The 17,944-nt window shown below is 72.2% G+C and carries 11 protein-coding genes and 2 pseudogenes; 6 read left to right on the top strand and 7 right to left on the bottom strand.

From position 1 onward, the window contains the following. The 3 genes from ND748_RS10960 to ND748_RS10950 all read left to right on the top strand — a co-directional run. On the top strand, positions 1–880 hold an 880-nt coding region (locus ND748_RS10960), incomplete at its 5' end, for a glutamate ABC transporter substrate-binding protein (protein ID WP_251745565.1). A 75-nt stretch (positions 881–955) separates the two neighbouring features. Beyond that, the gene (locus ND748_RS10955) at positions 956–1,603 is read left to right on the top strand and encodes an amino acid ABC transporter permease (RefSeq protein WP_374215892.1); all 648 of its coding nucleotides are present in this window, start codon (positions 956–958) and stop codon (positions 1,601–1,603) included. Then, positions 1,600–2,517, top strand: a complete 918-nt coding sequence (locus ND748_RS10950) for an amino acid ABC transporter permease (RefSeq protein WP_251745563.1) — start codon at positions 1,600–1,602, stop codon at positions 2,515–2,517. Before ND748_RS10955 ends, ND748_RS10950 begins: the two co-directional genes overlap by 4 nt. 48 nt (positions 2,518–2,565) lie before the next feature. On the opposite strand, the gene rny is transcribed toward ND748_RS10950, so the two are convergent. From rny to ND748_RS10930, 4 genes are all read right to left on the bottom strand, one after another. Further along, a complete protein-coding gene (gene rny, locus ND748_RS10945; RefSeq protein WP_251745562.1) occupies positions 2,566–4,851 on the bottom strand; it encodes a ribonuclease Y in 2,286 nt (761 codons plus the stop codon). Positions 4,852–5,199: 348 nt separating this feature from the next. Further along, positions 5,200–5,808, bottom strand: coding sequence for a recombination regulator RecX (gene recX / locus ND748_RS10940; RefSeq protein WP_251745561.1), 609 nt, complete (start codon positions 5,806–5,808; stop codon positions 5,200–5,202). 3 nt (positions 5,809–5,811) lie between these two features. Then, a complete protein-coding gene (gene recA / locus ND748_RS10935; protein WP_251745560.1) occupies positions 5,812–6,852 on the bottom strand; it encodes a recombinase RecA in 1,041 nt (346 codons plus the stop codon). A gap of 167 nt (positions 6,853–7,019) precedes the next feature. Further along, on the bottom strand, positions 7,020–7,214 hold the full coding sequence (locus ND748_RS10930) for a DUF3046 domain-containing protein (protein WP_251745559.1): 195 nt from the start codon (positions 7,212–7,214) through the stop codon (positions 7,020–7,022). A 134-nt stretch (positions 7,215–7,348) separates the two neighbouring features. On the opposite strand from ND748_RS10930, the pseudogene ND748_RS10925 reads away from it, so the two are divergent. Continuing rightward, positions 7,349–7,996 (top strand): annotated as a pseudogene (locus ND748_RS10925) (DEAD/DEAH box helicase); the annotation flags it as partial. 159 nt (positions 7,997–8,155) lie between these two features. Here the strand turns inward: ND748_RS10925 and ND748_RS10920 are convergent. Continuing rightward, positions 8,156–11,077, bottom strand: a pseudogene (locus tag ND748_RS10920) (molybdopterin-dependent oxidoreductase); the annotation flags it as partial. A gap of 211 nt (positions 11,078–11,288) precedes the next feature. Next, on the bottom strand, positions 11,289–13,433 hold the full coding sequence (locus tag ND748_RS10915; RefSeq protein WP_251745558.1) for a Stk1 family PASTA domain-containing Ser/Thr kinase: 2,145 nt from the start codon (positions 13,431–13,433) through the stop codon (positions 11,289–11,291). Positions 13,434–13,816: 383 nt separating this feature from the next. Between ND748_RS10915 and ND748_RS10910 the strand changes: the two genes are divergently transcribed. Together ND748_RS10910 and ND748_RS10905 are read left to right on the top strand one after the other, a co-directional pair. Further along, a complete protein-coding gene (locus ND748_RS10910; protein WP_251745557.1) occupies positions 13,817–14,518 on the top strand; it encodes a M24 family metallopeptidase in 702 nt (233 codons plus the stop codon). A gap of 891 nt (positions 14,519–15,409) precedes the next feature. Further along, on the top strand, positions 15,410–16,933 hold the full coding sequence (locus tag ND748_RS10905) for a DUF222 domain-containing protein (protein WP_374215891.1): 1,524 nt from the start codon (positions 15,410–15,412) through the stop codon (positions 16,931–16,933). 530 nt (positions 16,934–17,463) lie between these two features. Here the strand turns inward: ND748_RS10905 and ND748_RS10900 are convergent. Continuing rightward, a partial coding sequence (locus tag ND748_RS10900) for a histidine phosphatase family protein (RefSeq protein WP_251745555.1) occupies positions 17,464–17,944 on the bottom strand: 481 nt, incomplete at its 5' end.

The following is a 17,944-nucleotide window of genomic DNA, read 5'->3' as shown; positions in this document are numbered from 1 at the left end:
GCGCGGCGGCGCGCTGCTGCTCGGCGCCGCGCTGGTCGCCACTCTCGGCCTGACCGCCTGCGGTAGCGACGACGACGGCGACGGCGCAAAGGCGGTCACCTCGAGCGCCGCGGCCAGCTTCGCCCCCGGCACCACCATGGCCCGCCTCCACGACGCCGGGAAGATCACCGTCGGCACGAAGTTCGACCAGAACCTGTTCGGACTGAAGAACCTCAGCGGCAAGCCCGAGGGCTTCGACGTCGAGATCGCGCAGATCGTCACCGATGCGCTCGGGATCCCCCGCGACAAGGTGAATTTCGTGGAGACGGTGTCGGCCAACCGGGAGCCGTTCATCCAGCAGGGCCGGGTCGACATGGTCGTCGCCACGTACACGATCAACGACAAGCGCAAGAAGGTCGTCGACTTCGCCGGACCGTACTACGTCGCCGGCCAGTCGATCATGGTGGCGAAGAAGAACACCGACATCACCGGCAAGGACTCCCTCGCAGGCAAGAAGGTGTGCTCGGTCAGCGGCTCCACGCCGGCGGAGAACATCCGCAAGGTGGCACCCAAGGCCCAGCTGGTGCTGTTCGACGTGTACAGCAAGTGCGCCGATGCGCTGAAGAACGGGCAGGTGGACGCGGTCACCACCGACAACGTGATCCTCCTCGGCCTCATCGACAAGGACCCGGACGCCTTCAAGATCGTCGGCGGCACCTTCACCAAGGAGCCGTACGGCATCGGGATCAAGAAGGGCGACACCGACTTCCGGACCTTCATCAACGACACGCTGGAGGCCTCGTACTCCGACGGTCGCTGGGCGAAGGCGTTCAGCTCGACCGTCGGGAAGGTCGAGCCGAACACGCCGACCCCGCCGCCCGTCGACCGCTACACCTCCTGACCCACCGGTCGCGGTGATCGGCTGGTTCCGCCGGTCACCGCGACCAGGCGTTCCACCGCACGAGGGAGCATCGCGATCGACGCCGTCTTCGACAACCTCGACATCTTCGCCGAGGGATTCCGCCGCACGGTGGGTCTGAGCCTGTTCGCGGCGATCGCGGCGCTGATCCTCGGCACCGCGCTCGCGGCGATGCGGGTCTCCCCGGTGCCTCCGCTGCGCTGGTTCGGCACCGCCTACGTGGAAATCGTCCGCAACACCCCGCTGACGGTGGTGTTCTTCTTCGTCGTGTTCGTCCTGCCGCAGGTCGACATCGTGTTCTCCTACTTCACCTTCGCGGTGGTCGCCTTGTCGATCTACCACGCGGCGCTGGTCTGCGAGGCGGTCCGCTCGGGCATCAACGGGGTCGACCTCGGTCAGGCCGAGGCCGCCCGCGCGCTCGGCCTGACCTTCACCCAGACGCTGCGGATGATCGTGCTGCCGCAGGCGTTCCGCAACGTGCTCCAGCCCCTCGGCAGCGTGATCAGCGCCCTGATCCGCAACACGTCGATCGCCGCGGCGTTCGGCGTCCAGGAGCTGACCGGGGTGGTGCAGCGGCTGACGACGGCCAATCCGGACTCGGTGATCGCCGTGCTGCTCGGCGGCGTGGTCGCCTACCTGATCCTCACGCTGGCACTGGCAGGCGCGCTGGCCCTGACCGAACGACGGGTGGCGAGGGCACGATGAGCGGCACCCCGATCGTCCTGGCGGATCCGCCCGGCCCCCGGGGTCGTCGGCGCATCCTGATCGCCAGCATCGCCGCGCTGCTCGTCATTGCCGGGCTGGTCACGGTGGCGCTGCTGCGGCTGGCGGACCACGGGCAGCTCGACGGCGAGCTGTGGACCGTGTTCGTCGACCAGCCCGACCTGCGGACCCTGCTGTGGAACGGCCTGCTCGACACGCTGCGCGCGGCGTTGACGGCGATGGTCTTCGCCGCGGTCCTCGGCGTCGCGCTGGCGATGGCGCGGATGTCGCGGCACCGCGCCGTGCGCATCCCCGCCACCGCCGTGGTCGAACTGTTCCGCAGCCTGCCGGTGCTCATGCTGATCCTGTTCGCCTACCTGGGGCTGCCGGCGCTCGGCTGGAAACTGTCGGCCTTCTGGGCCCTGGTGCTCGGCCTGACCGCCTACAACGGGGCGGTGATCAGCGAGATCTTCCGGGCGGGGATCGCCTCGATCGACCGGGGGCAGACCGAGGCCGCCGCAGCGCTCGGGCTGCGGCCGGTACAGATCTTCCGGCTCATCCAGTTCCCGCAGGCGGTCCGGCGCATGAGCCCGACCCTGATCAGCCAGTTGGTGACCCTGCTCAAGGACACCTCACTCGGTTTCGTCATCGCCTACAGCGAGCTGCTGCGCTCCGGGCGCGGCGCCGTGGAGTTCCTCGGCAGCCGATATGCCCTGCCGATCTACACGGTGATCGCCGTCATCTACATCGTGACCAACAGCCTGCTCTCGGCACTGGCCCGCTGGCTCGACCGCCGGCAGAACCGCCGTCTGGGCGGGGGGCCCGCGGAGCTGCCCATGGACGCCGCGACGGCTCTGGTCGCCCGGCCGGCGGCAGCGGTGCCCGAACAGGGCGGTCCGGACGGTACCCGGACCTGACCTGTCCCGGCCGGTACCCGGGCCTGAGCCGTCCGGCCGGACGGCTGGTCAGCGGGCCGTGCCCACCGCCCGGGTCTCGCGGACCACGGTCACCCGGATCTGGCCCGGGTAGGTGAGCTCGTCCTCGATCTGCCGGGCGACGTCGCGGGCGAGCAGGTGGGCGGCGACGTCGTCGACCTCCTCGGGGATGACCATGACCCGCACCTCCCGGCCCGCCTGCATCGCGAACACCCGGTCGACCCCCGGGCGATCACCGGCGATCTGCTCGATGCGTTCGAGCCGTTTCACGTACGACTCCAGGCTGTCACGGCGCGCCCCTGGCCGTCCGCCGGAGATCTGGTCAGCCGCCTGGGTCAGCACGGCGCACAGGGAGCGGGGCGCGACCTCGTTGTGGTGCGCCTCGATCGCGTGCACGACCTCCTCGGTCTCCCCGTAGCGGCGGGCCACGTCCGCGCCGATGAGCGCGTGGGAACCCTCGACCTCGTGGGTCAGCGCCTTGCCGAGGTCGTGCAGCAACGCCGCGCGTTTCGCCTGGGGCAGCGCCATCCGCAGCTCCGCTGCCATGATCCCGGCGAGGTGAGCGCTCTCGATGAGGTGCGCAAGCACGTTCTGGCCGTAGCTGGTGCGGTAACGCAGCCGCCCGAGCAGGGTGACGAGCTCCGGGTGCATCTCGGAGATCCCCGTTTCGAGCAGCGCGTCCTCACCGGCGCGCACGCAACGCTCCTCGACCTCCACCTGGGCCCGCGCGTACTCCTCCTCGATGCGATGCGGGTGGATGCGCCCGTCGGACACCAGCGCCGCCAGCGTGATCCGGCCGATCTCCCGGCGCACCGGGTCGAAGCAGCTCAGCAGGACCGCCTCCGGGGTGTCGTCGATCAGCACGTTCACCCCGGTGACGGACTCGAAGGTCCGGATGTTGCGCCCCTCGCGGCCGATGATCCGGCCCTTCATCTCGTCCCCCGGCAGGTGCAGCACGGTGAGGACGGACTCGGTGGTCTGCTCGGAGGCAACCCGCTGGATCGCCGTGGTCACGATCCGGCGGGCGCGTTCCTCTCCTTCCTCCTCGGCCCGCGACTCGATCTCACGGACCAGCAGGGCGGCCTCGCGGCGGGCGTCGTGCTCGATGGTCGAGACCAGCTCCGCCCGGGCCTGGGCCGCGGTGAGCTCGGCGATCCGCTCCAGCGCCGCCTGCCGGGCGGCCTCGACATCGGCCGCCGCGGCCGTTCTGCCGGCCAGCTCGTCCTCCCGGTCGAGCAGGTCCTGCTCGCGCCCGGCGAGCCGGCTGGCGTGTTCGTCCAGACCGGCGGTGCGCTCTTCGACCCGCTGTTCCCGGGCCGCGAGCGCCTCCTCCCGGGCACGCAGTTCGGCCCGCCGGACCCGCAGATCGTCCTCGAAGGAGGTCCGGGCCGAGGCGATCTCGACCCGGGCGGCCTCCAGCTCGACGCGGGCCGCGTCCCGCACCGCGACCTGCGCGCGGGAGGAGTCGGCCGCGGCCTCGGCACGCGCCTGGTTGCGCAGAGAGGCGACCTCGTCCTCGCCACGTCGGCGGATTTCCGCGGCCTCCCGCTCGACCCGGGCGAGCCGCTCCGCGGCCTCACGTTCCGCGCGAGCGACGATCTGCGCCGCCTCCCGCTCGGCCGCCCGCCGCACCGACGCCGACTCCCGCGACATCGCCTCTCGAGACGCCGACTCCCGCGACAACGCCTCTCGAGACGCCGACTCCCGAGACAACGCCTCCCGAGACGCCGACTCCCGAGACGCCGACTCCGGCGACACCGCCTCCCGAGACGCTGGCGCCGACAACTCCGCCGACGCCGCCGGCGTCGACTCCCGCGATGGCGCTTCGATCGATGCCGCCTCCGTCGGTGCCGTCGGTCCCGCCGTTTCGGCGACTACGGTCTCGGCGATCCGGCCCGCATCCGCGTCGACGGGCGATCCGGCGGCCGACGAGGGCGCATCGCCGCCCGCCGCCTCGGGCCCCGACACGGGTGCCGCATCGCGGGGTGGCACCCGGGAGGCCGGGAGGTCCGCGCCGCCGTCCGATGCGGCCGCGGACCCACCACCGGTCGCATCGGGAGCGTCCCCCGCGGACTGGTCGCCACCGGCCACGGAGTGGACCCCGGGCAACACCCGCACCGCGGGTTCGGAGTCGTCGTCGTCGAGCGGATGCGGGTCGGCCGAGGCCGCGACGGCCAAGGAGCTCCGGCCTGCGCGTATCGCGGCACCGTAATGCCGATCCCCCCGCGCCGTGCGCGCCAGCCATGCCACGGCGAGGATTAGCGCCACGAGCACGACGAGAACGAGTGACAAGAGGATGACGAGAACGCCGTCCACCGCTGCTCCCTCCGCTATCGTCGGACCCGCCCAGGCGGGCTGGATCGGAGCGGCGAAGGACCCACGACCCGGCGCGATCACAGCCGTGGAGGGGCAGCACGCGGACTCCACCATTACGATAAGGAGCCCACGGCGGCACGCTGGAGCAGACCATCAACAGTGATGGCCCATCCCGGCATAGCGACTCGGACACCCGCTCGCGGCGGCTGCCTCCTTGTGAAGTTGAACGAGCTATCGTCACCGCGTCCCCGCGGGGGATCCTGTCACCTTTCTGGGAGAATAAGTCGGGTCACATTCTCCGGTCAAGAAATTCGTCACATTGACAACAGGCGGAATTCCCGCTAGCCCTCAGGCGGAGGGGCCGAGGTCGTCGCCGTCCCACGTCGCCGGCGGCGGTCCGCCCTCGTCGGCACCGGCGCCGACCTGCTCGCGCACGACCCGGATCGCGAGCTCGGCTGGGTAGCCCCGCCGCATGAGCATGGCCAGCAGCCGTCGCACCCGCGCCTGCTCGGGTAGCCGATCCATCGATCGCAACCGGCGCCGCACGAGGTCTCGGGCCATCTCCTCTTCATCGTGCGCGGCCAGATCGGACGTGGCCACCTCGACCACGTCCGGCTGGACCCCTCGCCGACGCAACTCCGCGACGAGCGCCTGCCGACCAAGCCCGCGGTGGGTTCGCGCTGAGGACACGAAGGCCGCGGCGAAGGCACCATCATCGACGAGCCCGACCGCGGTCAGTCGATCGAGGACCGTCGCGGCGACGTCGTCGTCCACGCCTCGGCTACGCAGGGCTGTGGCCAGTTCGGCCCTGCTACGCGCCCGCGCCGCCAGCAGACGCAGGCAGATTTCCCGCGCGACGACGACCGGATCCGTCGGCCGACCGGCACCGGAACCGCCTGCGGCATCGGTGCCGGCGGCCGGACGGCGGTCGGCACCGCGCCGACCGGCTCCCACCATCGGTCAGAGGTCGACGGGGACCGGTGCCACAACGTCGGATTCGACGCTGGGCAGGAGGCCGAGCTTTTCCTTGATCTTCTTCTCGACCTCGTTGGCCAGGTCGGGATTGTCCCGCAGAAACGACCGGGCGTTCTCCTTGCCCTGGCCGAGCTGGTCGCCGTCGTAGGTGTACCAGGCCCCGGACTTGCGGATGATGCCGTGTTCGACGCCCATGTCGATGAGGGAACCCTCGCGACTGATACCACCGCCGTAGACGATGTCGAATTCGGCGGTCCGGAACGGCGGGGCGACCTTGTTCTTCACCACCTTGACCCGGGTACGGTTACCCACGGCCTCCGCACCGTCCTTGAGCGTCTCGATGCGGCGGACGTCGAGGCGCACCGACGCGTAGAACTTCAGCGCCTTTCCACCGGTCGTGGTCTCCGGCGATCCGAACATGACGCCGATCTTCTCGCGGAGCTGGTTGATGAAAATCGCGGTCGTGCCGGAGTTCGCCAGCGCGCCCGTCATCTTGCGCAGGGCCTGCGACATCAGCCGGGCCTGGAGGCCGACGTGGCTGTCGCCCATCTCACCCTCGATCTCAGCCCGCGGGACCAGCGCCGCCACCGAGTCGATGACGATGATGTCCAGCGCACCGGACCGCACGAGCATGTCCGCGATCTCGAGTGCCTGCTCACCGGTGTCCGGCTGGGAGACCAGCAGGTTGTCGATGTCGACACCGAGCTTCCCCGCGTACTCCGGGTCGAGGGCGTGCTCGGCGTCGATGAACGCCGCGATGCCGCCGGCGGCCTGCGCGTTCGCCACGGCGTGCAGGGCGACGGTCGTCTTCCCGGACGACTCCGGGCCGTAGATCTCGACGACGCGGCCCTTCGGAAGGCCGCCGATACCGAGCGCGACATCCAGCGCGATCGAGCCCGTGGGGATGGCCTGGATCGGCGGCCGGGTGTCGTCCCCCAATCGCATGACCGATCCCTTGCCGAACGCCTTGTCGATCTGCGCCAGGGCATTGTCCAGCGCCTTGTCACGGTCGAGTCCTGCCGCCATTGGAGTTACTCCATGCTGAGGTCGTCGATTCTTGGCCACGGGGGTGACGTTAGGCCGTGGGTCCGACAGTTTCGAGGGCCGGGGGTGATCTGTGGATAAGTGCCCGCATGGGGATAACTGTAGCCGAACAGGCGTTCGACGGCCCGGCGACACGCCGATCGGCGCGCTCAACGCTCCCGAGCAGGCACGTCGAACTCCTCGCAGACGGCCCGCCACACGATCTTGACGTCGTCACCGCGGGCCAGAGCGGCCTCGACCGTCGCACCGCCGAGCCCCGCGAGCACATGATCGCGGGCAAAGGACTCCGCGTAGGCCGAACCGAACCGTGTGTCCATCTTCGCCCAGAACTCGGTCAGCCGCACCTCCCCAGTGTGCACCGCCCGGAAAGGACCGGGTCGACCGCCGCCGCCGGGATCGGTCCACGCCTCGGCGGGCACCCACCGGACCCGACCGCATCCGCCGCGACAGGGCAGGTCCGGTGGGACCACCGAGCCCGATGAACGGCGGCCGCCGGAATCTGTCGGTGCCGCGTCGCAGACTGGACGACGTGCCCAGTCGCAGCCCCACCGACCAGCCGGATCCGCTCGCGCCGTTCTCCGCGCCGACCCGGAGCTGGTTCGGCGCGGCCTTCGCCGCCCCGACGCCCGCCCAGCATGGTGCGTGGGGGGCGATCCGCGCGGGCGGCAACGCACTGGTCGTCGCCCCGACGGGCTCAGGAAAGACACTCGCCGCCTTCCTCTGGTCCCTGGACACGCTGGCCCGTTCGCAGCCGCCGCCCGAGCCGACGCGCCGGTGCCGGGTGCTCTACATCAGCCCGCTCAAGGCGCTCGGCATCGATGTGGAACGCAACCTGCGCGCCCCGCTGGCGGGGATCCGGGGCGCCGCACAGCGCCTTGGCCTGCCCCGGCCCGACATCACCGTGGGCGTCCGTTCGGGGGACACCCCGGCCGCCCAGCGGCGCAGCTTCGGGACCCGTCCGCCCGACATCCTGATCACCACGCCGGAGTCGCTGTTCCTCATGCTGACCAGCGCGGCCCGCGAGGCGCTGCGCGGAGTCCGCACGGTGATCGTCGACGAGGTGCACGCGGTGGCCGGTACCAAGCGCGGCGCCCATCTGGCACTCAGCCTGGAGCGCCTCGACGCGCTGCTGGAGACACCGGCGCAGCGGATCGGCCTGTCGGCCACGGTGCGCCCGGTCGAGGAGGTCGCGCGCTTCCTCGGCGGAGCGGCGCCGGTGGCGGTGGTCCGGCCGCCGACGGCGAAGGCCCTCGAGATCGAGGTCGTGGTCCCGGTGGAGGACATGACCCGGTTGGGCGAGCCGCTCGTCGACGCGCCGGCCGTGACCGCAGAAGTCCGCATAGCTGGAGTCGCCGAAGGCGAGCACGGCGTAGCGCAGGCGCGGCAGGCGGGGCGGGTCCAGCGCCGACAGCGACTCCAGGAAGCCACCGCCGTTGTCGGGCGCCTCGCCGTCGCCGAACGTGCTCGTGATGACGAGCAGGTCGCCACCGGCGCGCAGCTCCTCGGGCAGGCACTCGCCCATGGATCGCAGCCGCGCCGTCCACCCGGCGGCGGTGAGCCGGCCGACGGCGGTCGTGACGGCGAAGTCCTCGGCGGTCCCCGTCTGGGACGCCCACAGCACGGTGATCTCCCGCGTCGCCGGTCCCGTCCCGCCGCCCGCATCGCCGGTGGGGGCGCCCGGGGGCACGGGGGTCCGGGAGAACGCCCCGGCGAGTGCGCCGTTGACCCAGGCCGCCGGTGCGGGGGCGAGGGGAGAGCCGGGCGGCAGGACCGGAACCCCGCCCGGTGTCCCCGCAACCGCGGCGCCCAGGGCGGCGACGAAACCCGCGAGGTAGCGCCGCTCGTCGTCGCCGAGGACCGGTGCGTCGATGCCCCGCAGGCCGAACAGCTCCCCGAGCGCCTCCGCCGCGGTCGGCTGCCCGGAATCCGCCGCCGGCGGCGCGAGAGTAGGCGTGGCGGTGGGTGTGGCCGCCGGTGCGGCCGACGGCGTGACCGTCGGTGTGGCGGCCGGCGTGACCGTCGGCGCGGCGGCGACCCGGGTGAGGGCGACCGCGCAGACCTTCAGCTCCGGCTGGAACGAGATCGGGTCGACGGCGTCGGAGGTGACCGCGTTGACGCTGAGATACTCGCCGAACTGGTCGTTCCAGTGGATCGGCGCGAAGCAGTTGCCGGGGAGCACCCGGTCGGTCACGACCGCCGGCAGCACCGCCCGCCCGCGGCGGGAGGCGATCTCGACCGCGTCGCCGTCGTCGAGCCCGAGGGCCTCGGCGTCGCGCGGATGGATCTCGACGAACGGGCCCGGGTTGAGCCGGTTGAGCTTCGCGACCTTGCCGGTCTTGGTCAGGGTGTGCCACTGGTGCTGGACGCGGCCGGTGTTCAGCACGAACGGGAAGTCGTCGTCGGGCAGCTCGGCGGCGGGCAGGTGCGGGCGCGGATGGAACACCGCCCGCCCCGACGGGGTCGGGAACGCCAGGCGCGGCCGCGTTCCGTCGGGCCGTTCGACGAGGCGCTGACTGACCCCGTCGTTGCGGTACCGGACCGGGTTGCGGGCCGGGCCGTCCGCCGCCGCGGACGGCCACTGCACCGGTGTCTCGCGCAGCCGGTCGTAGCTGACGCCGCGCAGGTCGTAGCCGGTCGCCGGGTTGTGGAAGGCCTTGATCTCCTCGAAGACCTCCTCGGCGTCGCGGTAGGTGAAGGCGTCGGCGTAGCCCATCTCGGCGGCGACCCGGGCGATGAGCCGCCAGTCCGCCATGGCCTGGCCGGGCGGGTCGGCGGCCTGCTGGACCAGCGTGAGGTTCCGCTCCGAATTGACCATGACGCCGGTGGTCTCGGCCCACATCGCGGCGGGCAGCAGCACGTCGGCGTAGGCGTTCGTCTCCGTCTCGGCGAAGGCGTCCTGGGCGACGACGAACTCGGCCGCCGCCAGCCCCTCGATCACCGTGCGCCGGTTGGCGACCGAGGCCACCGGATTCGTGCAGATGATCCAGCAGGCCCTGATCTCGCCGGCGGCCATCCGGGCGAACAGGTCGATGGTGCCCCGCCCGGCGTCGGTGCGCAGCGTGCCCGCCGGCCGGCCCCACCGCTGCTCGACGAAGGCACGGTCGGCCGCGGCCACCACCGAGCGCTGCCCCGGCAGGCCCGGACCCATGTAGCCCATCTCCCGCCCGCCCATCGCGTTCGGCTGGCCGGTCAGCGAGAACGGGCCCGCCCCCGGCCGGCAGATCGCCCCGGTCGCCAGGTGCAGGTTGCACAGGGCGCCGGTGTTCCAGGTGCCGTGGGTCGACTGGTTCAGGCCCATCGTCCACAGGCTCATCCACGCCCCGGCCGCGCCGATCCACTGTGCCGCCCGGCGGATGTCCGACTCCGGGATGCCGGTGATCTCGGCGACCCGGTCCGGCGGGTAGTCGGCGAGGAACGCCGGCATCGCCGCCCAGCCCTCGGTGTGCTCGGCGATGAACGCCTCGTCGATGTGCCCGCCCTCGACCAGCAGGTGCAGCAGGCCGTTGAGCAGCGCGAGGTCCGTGCCCGGGTTGATCTGCAGGAACAGGTCGGCCTTGGCGGCCGTCGCCGAGCGCCGGGGGTCGACGACGATGAGCCGGGCTCCGGCCTTGACCCGGTCGAGCAGCCGCAGGAACAGAATCGGATGACAGTCGGCCATGTTCGCGCCGATGACGAAGAACACCTCGGCGTGGTCGAAGTCCTCGTACGATCCCGGCGGGCCGTCGGCGCCCAGCGACAGCTTGTAGCCGCTGCCGGCGCTGGCCATGCACAGCCGCGAGTTCGACTCGATCTGGTTGGTGCCGACGAACCCCTTCGCCAGCTTGTTGGCCAGGTACTGCGCCTCCAGCGACATCTGCCCGGAGACGTAGAACGCGACCGCGTCGGGGCCGTGGGTGTCGATGATCCGGCGCAGCTCCCGGGCGACCCGGCCGATGGCGGCGTCCACGTCGACCGCCGCCGGCTCGCCCCGCCGGTCGTCGCGGACGAGTGCGCTGGTCAGCCGGCCCGGCGCGGCCAGCATCGCCGCGCTGGTGGCCCCCTTGGTGCACAGCCGGCCGCGGTTGGCCGGATGCTCGCGGTCGCCGGAGACCGTGGCGACGCGGCGCCGGCCGTCCTCGCCCACCTCGACGTCGAGCACCATCCCGCAGCCGACTCCGCAGTAGGAGCAGACCGACCGCACCCGACCCGCCGCTGCCGGCCCCGGCATCGGTGAGTCGGCCGCTCGCGGACGCGTGCCCGGCGAACGGGCCGGTGCGGTCACGGGCTGGTCCCCTTCCGGCCGGTGGCAGTCGGTCGACATCCCCGCCGACTGTAGGGACGGCCCGTTTCCGGGCCATCGCACGCGTCCGCGGCCGGGTAACGTTCCGCGCATCCCGTTACCAGGCCGGGTGTGAGACGGCTGGGTGGGCGGTTGCCGGTCAGGACGACGCGGGCGGCGGTGTCTGCGGTGGCGGGGTGCTGCTGCCGGTCACGGGGCTCGCCACGGTGAGCGTGACGGTCGTGCCGCGGCGGACCGTGCCCGCCTCCGGCGCCTGCGCAAGGACCGTGCCCGTCGGCCGCTCGCTGGCTTGGCGCTGCACGACGACGTCGAGACCGTAGCCGCTCAGGGTGGCCTCCGCCTGGGCGCGGGCCCGGCCCACCACGTCCGGCACGCTGATCTCGCCGCTGACGACGGTGATCGTCACGGTCGTCCGGGGGGGAAGCTGGGTGCCGGCCGCCGGCTCGACCTTCTCGACCAGGCCAGGCCCGATCGACGACGGGCCGTCCTGCACGCGGACCGTCACGTCCAGGCCGGCGGTGGTCAGTGCCGACCGCGCATCGGCCTCGCTCCGGCCGACGACGTCGGCGACAGTGGTGTGCCCGGGACCGCCCGACACCGTGAGGACGACGCGCGTGCTCGGGTCGACCGTCGTCCCGGCGGTCGGTTCCGACCTCAGCACGGTGTCCCTGGCCGCGTGGTCGTCGAGGATGTCGGTCGACGACACGTCGGTGAACCCGGCGCCGGCCAGGATCTCCCGGGCCCGGTCGGCCGGCTGCCCGACGACGTTCGGCATGGTCGCGGTCGTCGTCCCGGCGACGCCACCGGGGGCGGCACCGGCGGCGACGGTGATGGTGACCGTCGAGCCGGGCGCCACGGCCGTCCCAGCCGTCGGATGCACGGCGGTGACCTGACCGGGACGAGCCGTGGGGACGTCCGCGCCGACGACCACGGTGAGGCCGAGGCGTTCGAGCGCGGCGCGTGCCGCCGCCTCGGTCCTCCCGACCACGTCCGGGATCACGACGTCGTCGTCGCCGGCTGACACGGTCAACACGACCTTCGTCGAGCGGCGGACATCGCTGCCGCCGGCCGGGTTGACGTCGATGACGCGTCCCGCCGCGGCGTCGGCGTCCGGCTTCGACACCCGCTCGACGTGGACGAACCCGACGGTGCGCAGCCTTCCCTGCGCGTCGTCGGCGGTCAGGCCGATCAGGCCGGCGGGGACGGTGAGGTTCTCCGCGGTGCCGGTGCCGGTGCTGGTCGTCCCGTCGCCGAGCGCGCCGCGGATGGCGACCGCCACCGCACCGAGCACGACCAGGGCGCTCAGCGCAATGATCGTGACCAGCACGCCGCGGCGCCCGCTGCGACGGGCGGCTGGCCCCGCCGCCCGAGCCCGGCCCGACGCTGCCAGGTCCGTCAGCACCTCCACCTCTGCGGTGCCAGCGTCGGCGGCAGCAGTGGCGGCGGCAGCAGCGTCGTCGTCGTCGGTAGCGTCGACTGCAGCGATGGCATCCCGAGCGGCCACGAAGCCGGCGCCTTGGTCGTCCGGGGCGCCGGGCGTGGAGTCGAGCCGCACGCCGAGCCGGGTCATCCGGCCGAAGATCTCCTCTGCCGTCGGTCGTTGCGCGGGGTCGCGGCGCATCGCGTCCCGGACGATCGCGGCGAGTCCCGGATCCAGCCCGTCCAGCACGACGTCCGTGGTGACGATGCGGTACAGCAGCGCCGGCATCGAGCCGGTGCCGAACGGCGGCCTGCCGGTGCTCGCGAAGACGGTGAGGCCGCCCCAGGCGAACACGTCCGCCGCGGTGGACACCGGCGCGCCCCTGGCCTGCTCCGGCGCCATGAACGCCGGCGTGCCGAGAACCTTGCCCTTGGTGATGGTGGAGCTGTCCACCGCCCAGGCGATCCCGAAGTCGATCACTCGTGGGCCGAGCGGCGAAAGCAGCACGTTCGACGGCTTGAGATCACGATGCACCAGGCCGGCACCGTGGATCGCGGTCAGTGCCGCCGCGACGCTCACCGCCACCCGCTCCACGTCGGCAGACTCGAGCGGGCCGTGCACGGCGACCGCGTCCGCCAGCGTCCGCCCGGCGATGAACTCGGTGACCAGATAGGGCGCCGCGTTCGGCGGGTCGGCGACGGCCAGGACCTCGGCGGTGCAGAACCGGGCGACCCGGCGGGCGACCTGCGCCTCCCGCCGGAACCGGGCCCGGTACTCGGGATCGTCGGCGAGTTCCGAGCGGACCACCTTCACGGCGACCAGCCGGCCCGTCGCCTGCACTCTGCCCAGGTAGACGGTGCCCATCCCGCCCTCGCCCAGCCGGGAGAGCAACTCATACCCAGCCAGCTCACGCGGATCCGACGGCCTTAGCGGGCTTCCGGGCAGACTCGCCGGGTCGCCGCCGCCCTTCGTGCCTGTCACAGCCGCGCCGGCCGAACCATTCGCGCCGGCCGAACCAGCCGCGCTTGCCGAACCAGCCGCGCTTGCGTGCAAGTCCACGACGCCTCCGGTCGGCCCATTGTGTGTCGGACGGCGGGCTGCTGATCCGGACAGACTGACGCGCGAGGGCTTCACCCCGTTGCGCCGATTCGGCGAGTCGGCGGCTGTCCGCTTCCCGACACCGGGCGCCGACACCGGGCGCCGGCGCGGTGCGTCCGCCGGGGGCGAGGGCCATACGATAGGTCGTCGTGCATCTCGAAGCCGAGAGAGTGGCCAGCCTGCTCGACGCGCAGCGTCGTGCCGCAAAGCTGTTCGACGAGGTCTCCGCGCGGGGCCTGATCACCCCGGGTCGCGGGGAACGCGAGGTCAGTGACGAGATCCGCGACCTCGCCCAGGAGATGTTCGGCGTTGAGCGGCACTGGCACAAACGGATCGTCCGTGCCGGCCCGAACACCCTCCACCCCTACGCCGAGAACCCGCCCGACCGGTCGATCGGCGCCGACGACATCGTCTTCTGCGACTTCGGGCCGGTCTTCGACGGCTGGGAGGCCGACTTCGGCCGCACCTTCGTCCTCGGCGACGATCCGGTCAAGCATCGGCTGCTCGCCGACCTGCCGCGGATCTTCGACGCTGGTCGCCGGTACTTCGAGGCCCGCCCGGACATCACCGGCGCCGAGCTGTATGCCGCCGTCGGCAAGTTCGCCGCCGACGCCGGCTGGGCGTACGGCGGCCCGCTCGCCGGCCACCTCGTCGGCGAGTTCCCGCACGCCCGCATCCCCAACAACAAGATCGAGTACTACGTCACCCCGGGCAGTGACCAGCCGATGCGGCGGGTCGACGTCGACGGCCGGCCCTGCCACTGGATCCTGGAGATCCACCTCGTCGACCGCGCCCGCGCCTTCGGCGGCTTCCACGAGGAGTTGCTCGACCTCGGCCACCGCATCGACTGACCGCCCGAACCACCCGCCGGGCGGAACACCAGTGCCACCGGCCGGGCGCGGGACCGAGGAAGATCGTTCCCGTCCGCCGACCCGCAGGGCCGGTACCACGACGCCCCCACCGGTCGACGGCTTGGACGATCAGCGATATCTGCCTCCACGGCGGCGCAGGTGACGGATCACGGCGATGGGACGCGGAGGGGAAGCAAACGCGTCGGCCTGATGGCGCGGGTCGGATCTGGGCGGAGTGCGACGCGGGCACCGTGGATCGCCCCGGACCCCGCGGCCCGATTCGGCGAAACACGGCGATGACCGAAGCCGGAGCGTGAGCCGAACCCGAACCCGAACCCGAACCCGAAGCCGGAGCCGGAGCCGAACCCGGAGCCGGGGTCGGGGTCGGTGTCGGTGTGTGAGTCGGTGTCGGGGTGTGGTCGGGTCGGGGCGGTGCGGGTTCGCGGGGCCGGACGAGCGTCGGATCCGGGCGGGACGTGGCGCCCGGTTCCGCGGGACCGGGGATTGCTGGTGCCGGTTCGGCGCGGCACCGATTCCGGGCGGGGCGGGGTGGGGTTGTTGTCGGGTGGTGTGTGGGTGGGGTTGGGAAAGTGTCGGTGGTGGGTGGGAGCATGCCGGTGTCCGATGGTCCACGACACCCCTGGCCCGGTGATCATGATGGTTGGTTCTGTGGCGACGTCGATGGCTGTGTCCGCGCCGGTGGCGGACTCCGTCCCCGGGGAGGTTCCGGTCCCCGGGGAGGTTCCAGGCTCGGGGGAGGTTCCGGTTTTGGAGGGGGTTGCGGGGTGCGGGGTGCCTCTGTTCGGGGGTGAGGGGGGTTCGGTGGCGGAGTTGGAGGTGGCGATCTGTGGGTGGGCGGGGCGGCTGGCGGCGGCGACGTGCGGCTGGTTGATGTTGCTGGCGGTGTTCGATCGGCGGGAGGGCTGGTCGGGGGTGGGGATGCGGTCGTGTGCGCACTGGTTGTCGTGGCGGTGCGGGATCGGGTCGCGTACGGCCCGGCAGTATCTGGCGGTCGCGCATGCGTTGGAGGGGCTTCCCGCGATCCGGGCGGCGTTCGCTGCGGGCACCCTGTCGTATGCGAAGGTCCGTGCGGTTACCCGGGTCGCGGAGACGTCCACGGAGCAGGTGTGGTTGACCCATGCCCGGTTCTGCACCGCGGGTGAGTTGGAACGGGTGGTGCGTGCCTACCGGCAGGTGACCGCCGATCGGACTGTGCGGGGGGCGGTGCGCAGGGTGGGGTGGCGTTACGACGATGACGGGATGTTGCACCTGAGTGCGGTCCTGCCCGCGCAGGATGGTGTGCGGCTGCTCGCGGCGTTGGATGCCGCTCATGCCAGCCTGCACCGCACCACACCCCCCACCCCGGCCGGACAGGCCGGCGAGCCCGGCCAGGCCGGGGGGTCCGGGGGGTTGGGTGCGGCCGGGGTGCGGGGGTTGCCCGCGGACGGGGAGACCGTGGCCGTGCCGCGGGACCGCGGGCAGGACGCCGACGCGTTGATGGCCCTCGCCGACGGGTTCCTCGACCAGCCTGCACCCGGCCTGATGACGCCGACCCACACTCTCACTCTCACCGTCGACACCGCCGCCCTCCCGGCCAGCGCCATCCCGGCCGGCGGGGCTGCTGTGGCCGGGCAGGTGGTGGCCGGTGGCCGCGAGCCGGTACCGGTATCGGTGGGAGCAGCCCGGACCGGGCATACGGCCGGGATCGAGACGGAGACCGGGAAGGCACAGAAGGAACAGACCGTGGCAGGGCAGGCGGAAACGATGGGGCAGGCGGTGGACGCCGGCCGGGTGGGCTTGCCCCGGATCGGGTTCTCGGGGTGGGCGCGCACCGAGTCGGGGATCGGTCTGTCCCCGGCTGTCGTGGACCGGCTTGGCTGCGACGGGCTCCTGCGCGTTCTGCTCACCGACGTCCACGGCAACCCGCTGCACCTCGGCCGGCGCCGGCGGCTACCGTCCCGCCGGCTCCGTGACGCCGTCTACATCCGTGACCAGGGAACATGCCAGTACCCGGGCTGCGACCACACCCACTGGCTCCAGATCCACCACCTCGACCGGTGGACCGACGGCGGCGACACCGACATCGACCGGCTCCTGCTGCTCTGTTCCGCCCACCACCGCACCATCCACGACGACACCATCACCCTCACCAGAACCCCCGACGGCACCGTCACCGCCCACACCGCCGACGGCCGCACCCTCACCCCCACCCCACCGATCAACCCCGGCCCCCACCCCGCCACCACCCTCGCCCACACCACCCGACATATCGACCCCACCGCCATCCACACCCCCGACGGCGGTCCCCTCCACCTCCACGACTCCATCCACGCCATCCTCCACACCAACCCCCAGAACCCCACACCCCAGAAGACGACACCGCAAAAGCCAACCCCACACGACCAGGCCGCCTGACACCGACACCGCACCCAACGGTCCCGCCGAACGTCCCCCAACGCACCCGCTGGGCGATTCGGTACCCCGGGCGGGTCAGAGGTGCTGCTTGCCGGAAGTACGCAAAGAGGCTGATCGTCGCGGTGGCCGTCCGCCAGACAGACTGGCCGGCATGATGATCTGTGATTCGTCGCCGCCGATGGCGCGACACTGATGGCGTGTCTCCTGGATCGTGGCACGTTGGGGGAGCCGACTGGTCGGATTCGTCAACGTCGTCGGTGACGCCCGGTATTCACGTCTTCGTCCTGGATACAGACGGTGCATCCCGCGATGAGCGCCGGCAGGGCCTCAGTCTGCGGCTGGTGAAGGCGGTTTCCGGCGAGGCGAAGGCACGCGGTGCCGAGTGGCTGCATGTCGATTTCGAGCCGCACCTGGAGAACTGCCGCACTTGGAGAACTTCTATGCGCAGTGCGGATTGCGGGCAACTGCCGCTGGACTCATGCGGCTTGGAGCGGAATCCCGGTCAGTCCGGATCCGTCAGGGCGGCAGGGTCAGAGGGGACGGCAGGCCTGGGTGAGAGTCCAGCCGGCGGCGGGTTCGGCGGGGACGCGACGGTGCAGCAGGGTGGCGGTCAGCGGGGCGACGTCGATGCGCCAGAACACCTCCGGCGGGCAGCGCAGCACGAGCAGCAGCACCGCGCGGACCACTGCCGGATGGGTCACCGCGATGACATTGCCTGCGATGGCATTGCCTGCGATGGCATTGCCTGCGGTGAGCTTGCCCGCGGTGACCTCTCTCGGCTCGTCGCCCAGCCGCGCGAGCCAACCACCGACCCGGTCGAGCAGGTCCAGCCGCGACTCGCCGCCCGGCGGCGTCATCGCCGGGTCCTCATGCCACCGCCGCAGGCAGTCCAGGGGCACCTCGTCCAGCCCGCGACCCCGCCAGTCACCCACGTCCAGGTCCCGCAGCGCGGCTTCGACGCCCGCCGCGGCCCCGCCCCCGGCGCCCTCGGTGTGGTAGGCGTGGATGGCT

This window comes from Frankia sp. AiPs1 (assembly GCF_023716945.1).
GTDB lineage: Bacteria > Actinomycetota > Actinomycetes > Frankiales > Frankiaceae > Frankia.
This window is presented reverse-complemented; position numbering and strand designations above follow the sequence as displayed.

Bases quoted from the DNA above. Each gene is read 5' to 3' on its own strand.
- ND748_RS10950 (WP_251745563.1), top strand. From the start codon at position 1,600: ATGAGCGGCACCCCGATCGTCCTGGCGGATCCGCCCGGCCCCCGGGGT.
- recX (WP_251745561.1), bottom strand. From the start codon at position 5,808: ATGGTGGGAGCCGGTCGGCGCGGTGCCGACCGCCGTCCGGCCGCCGGC.
- recA (WP_251745560.1), bottom strand. From the start codon at position 6,852: ATGGCGGCAGGACTCGACCGTGACAAGGCGCTGGACAATGCCCTGGCG.
- ND748_RS10915 (WP_251745558.1), bottom strand. From the start codon at position 13,433: ATGGGCACCGTCTACCTGGGCAGAGTGCAGGCGACGGGCCGGCTGGTC.
- ND748_RS10905 (WP_374215891.1), top strand. From the start codon at position 15,410: ATGTTGCTGGCGGTGTTCGATCGGCGGGAGGGCTGGTCGGGGGTGGGG.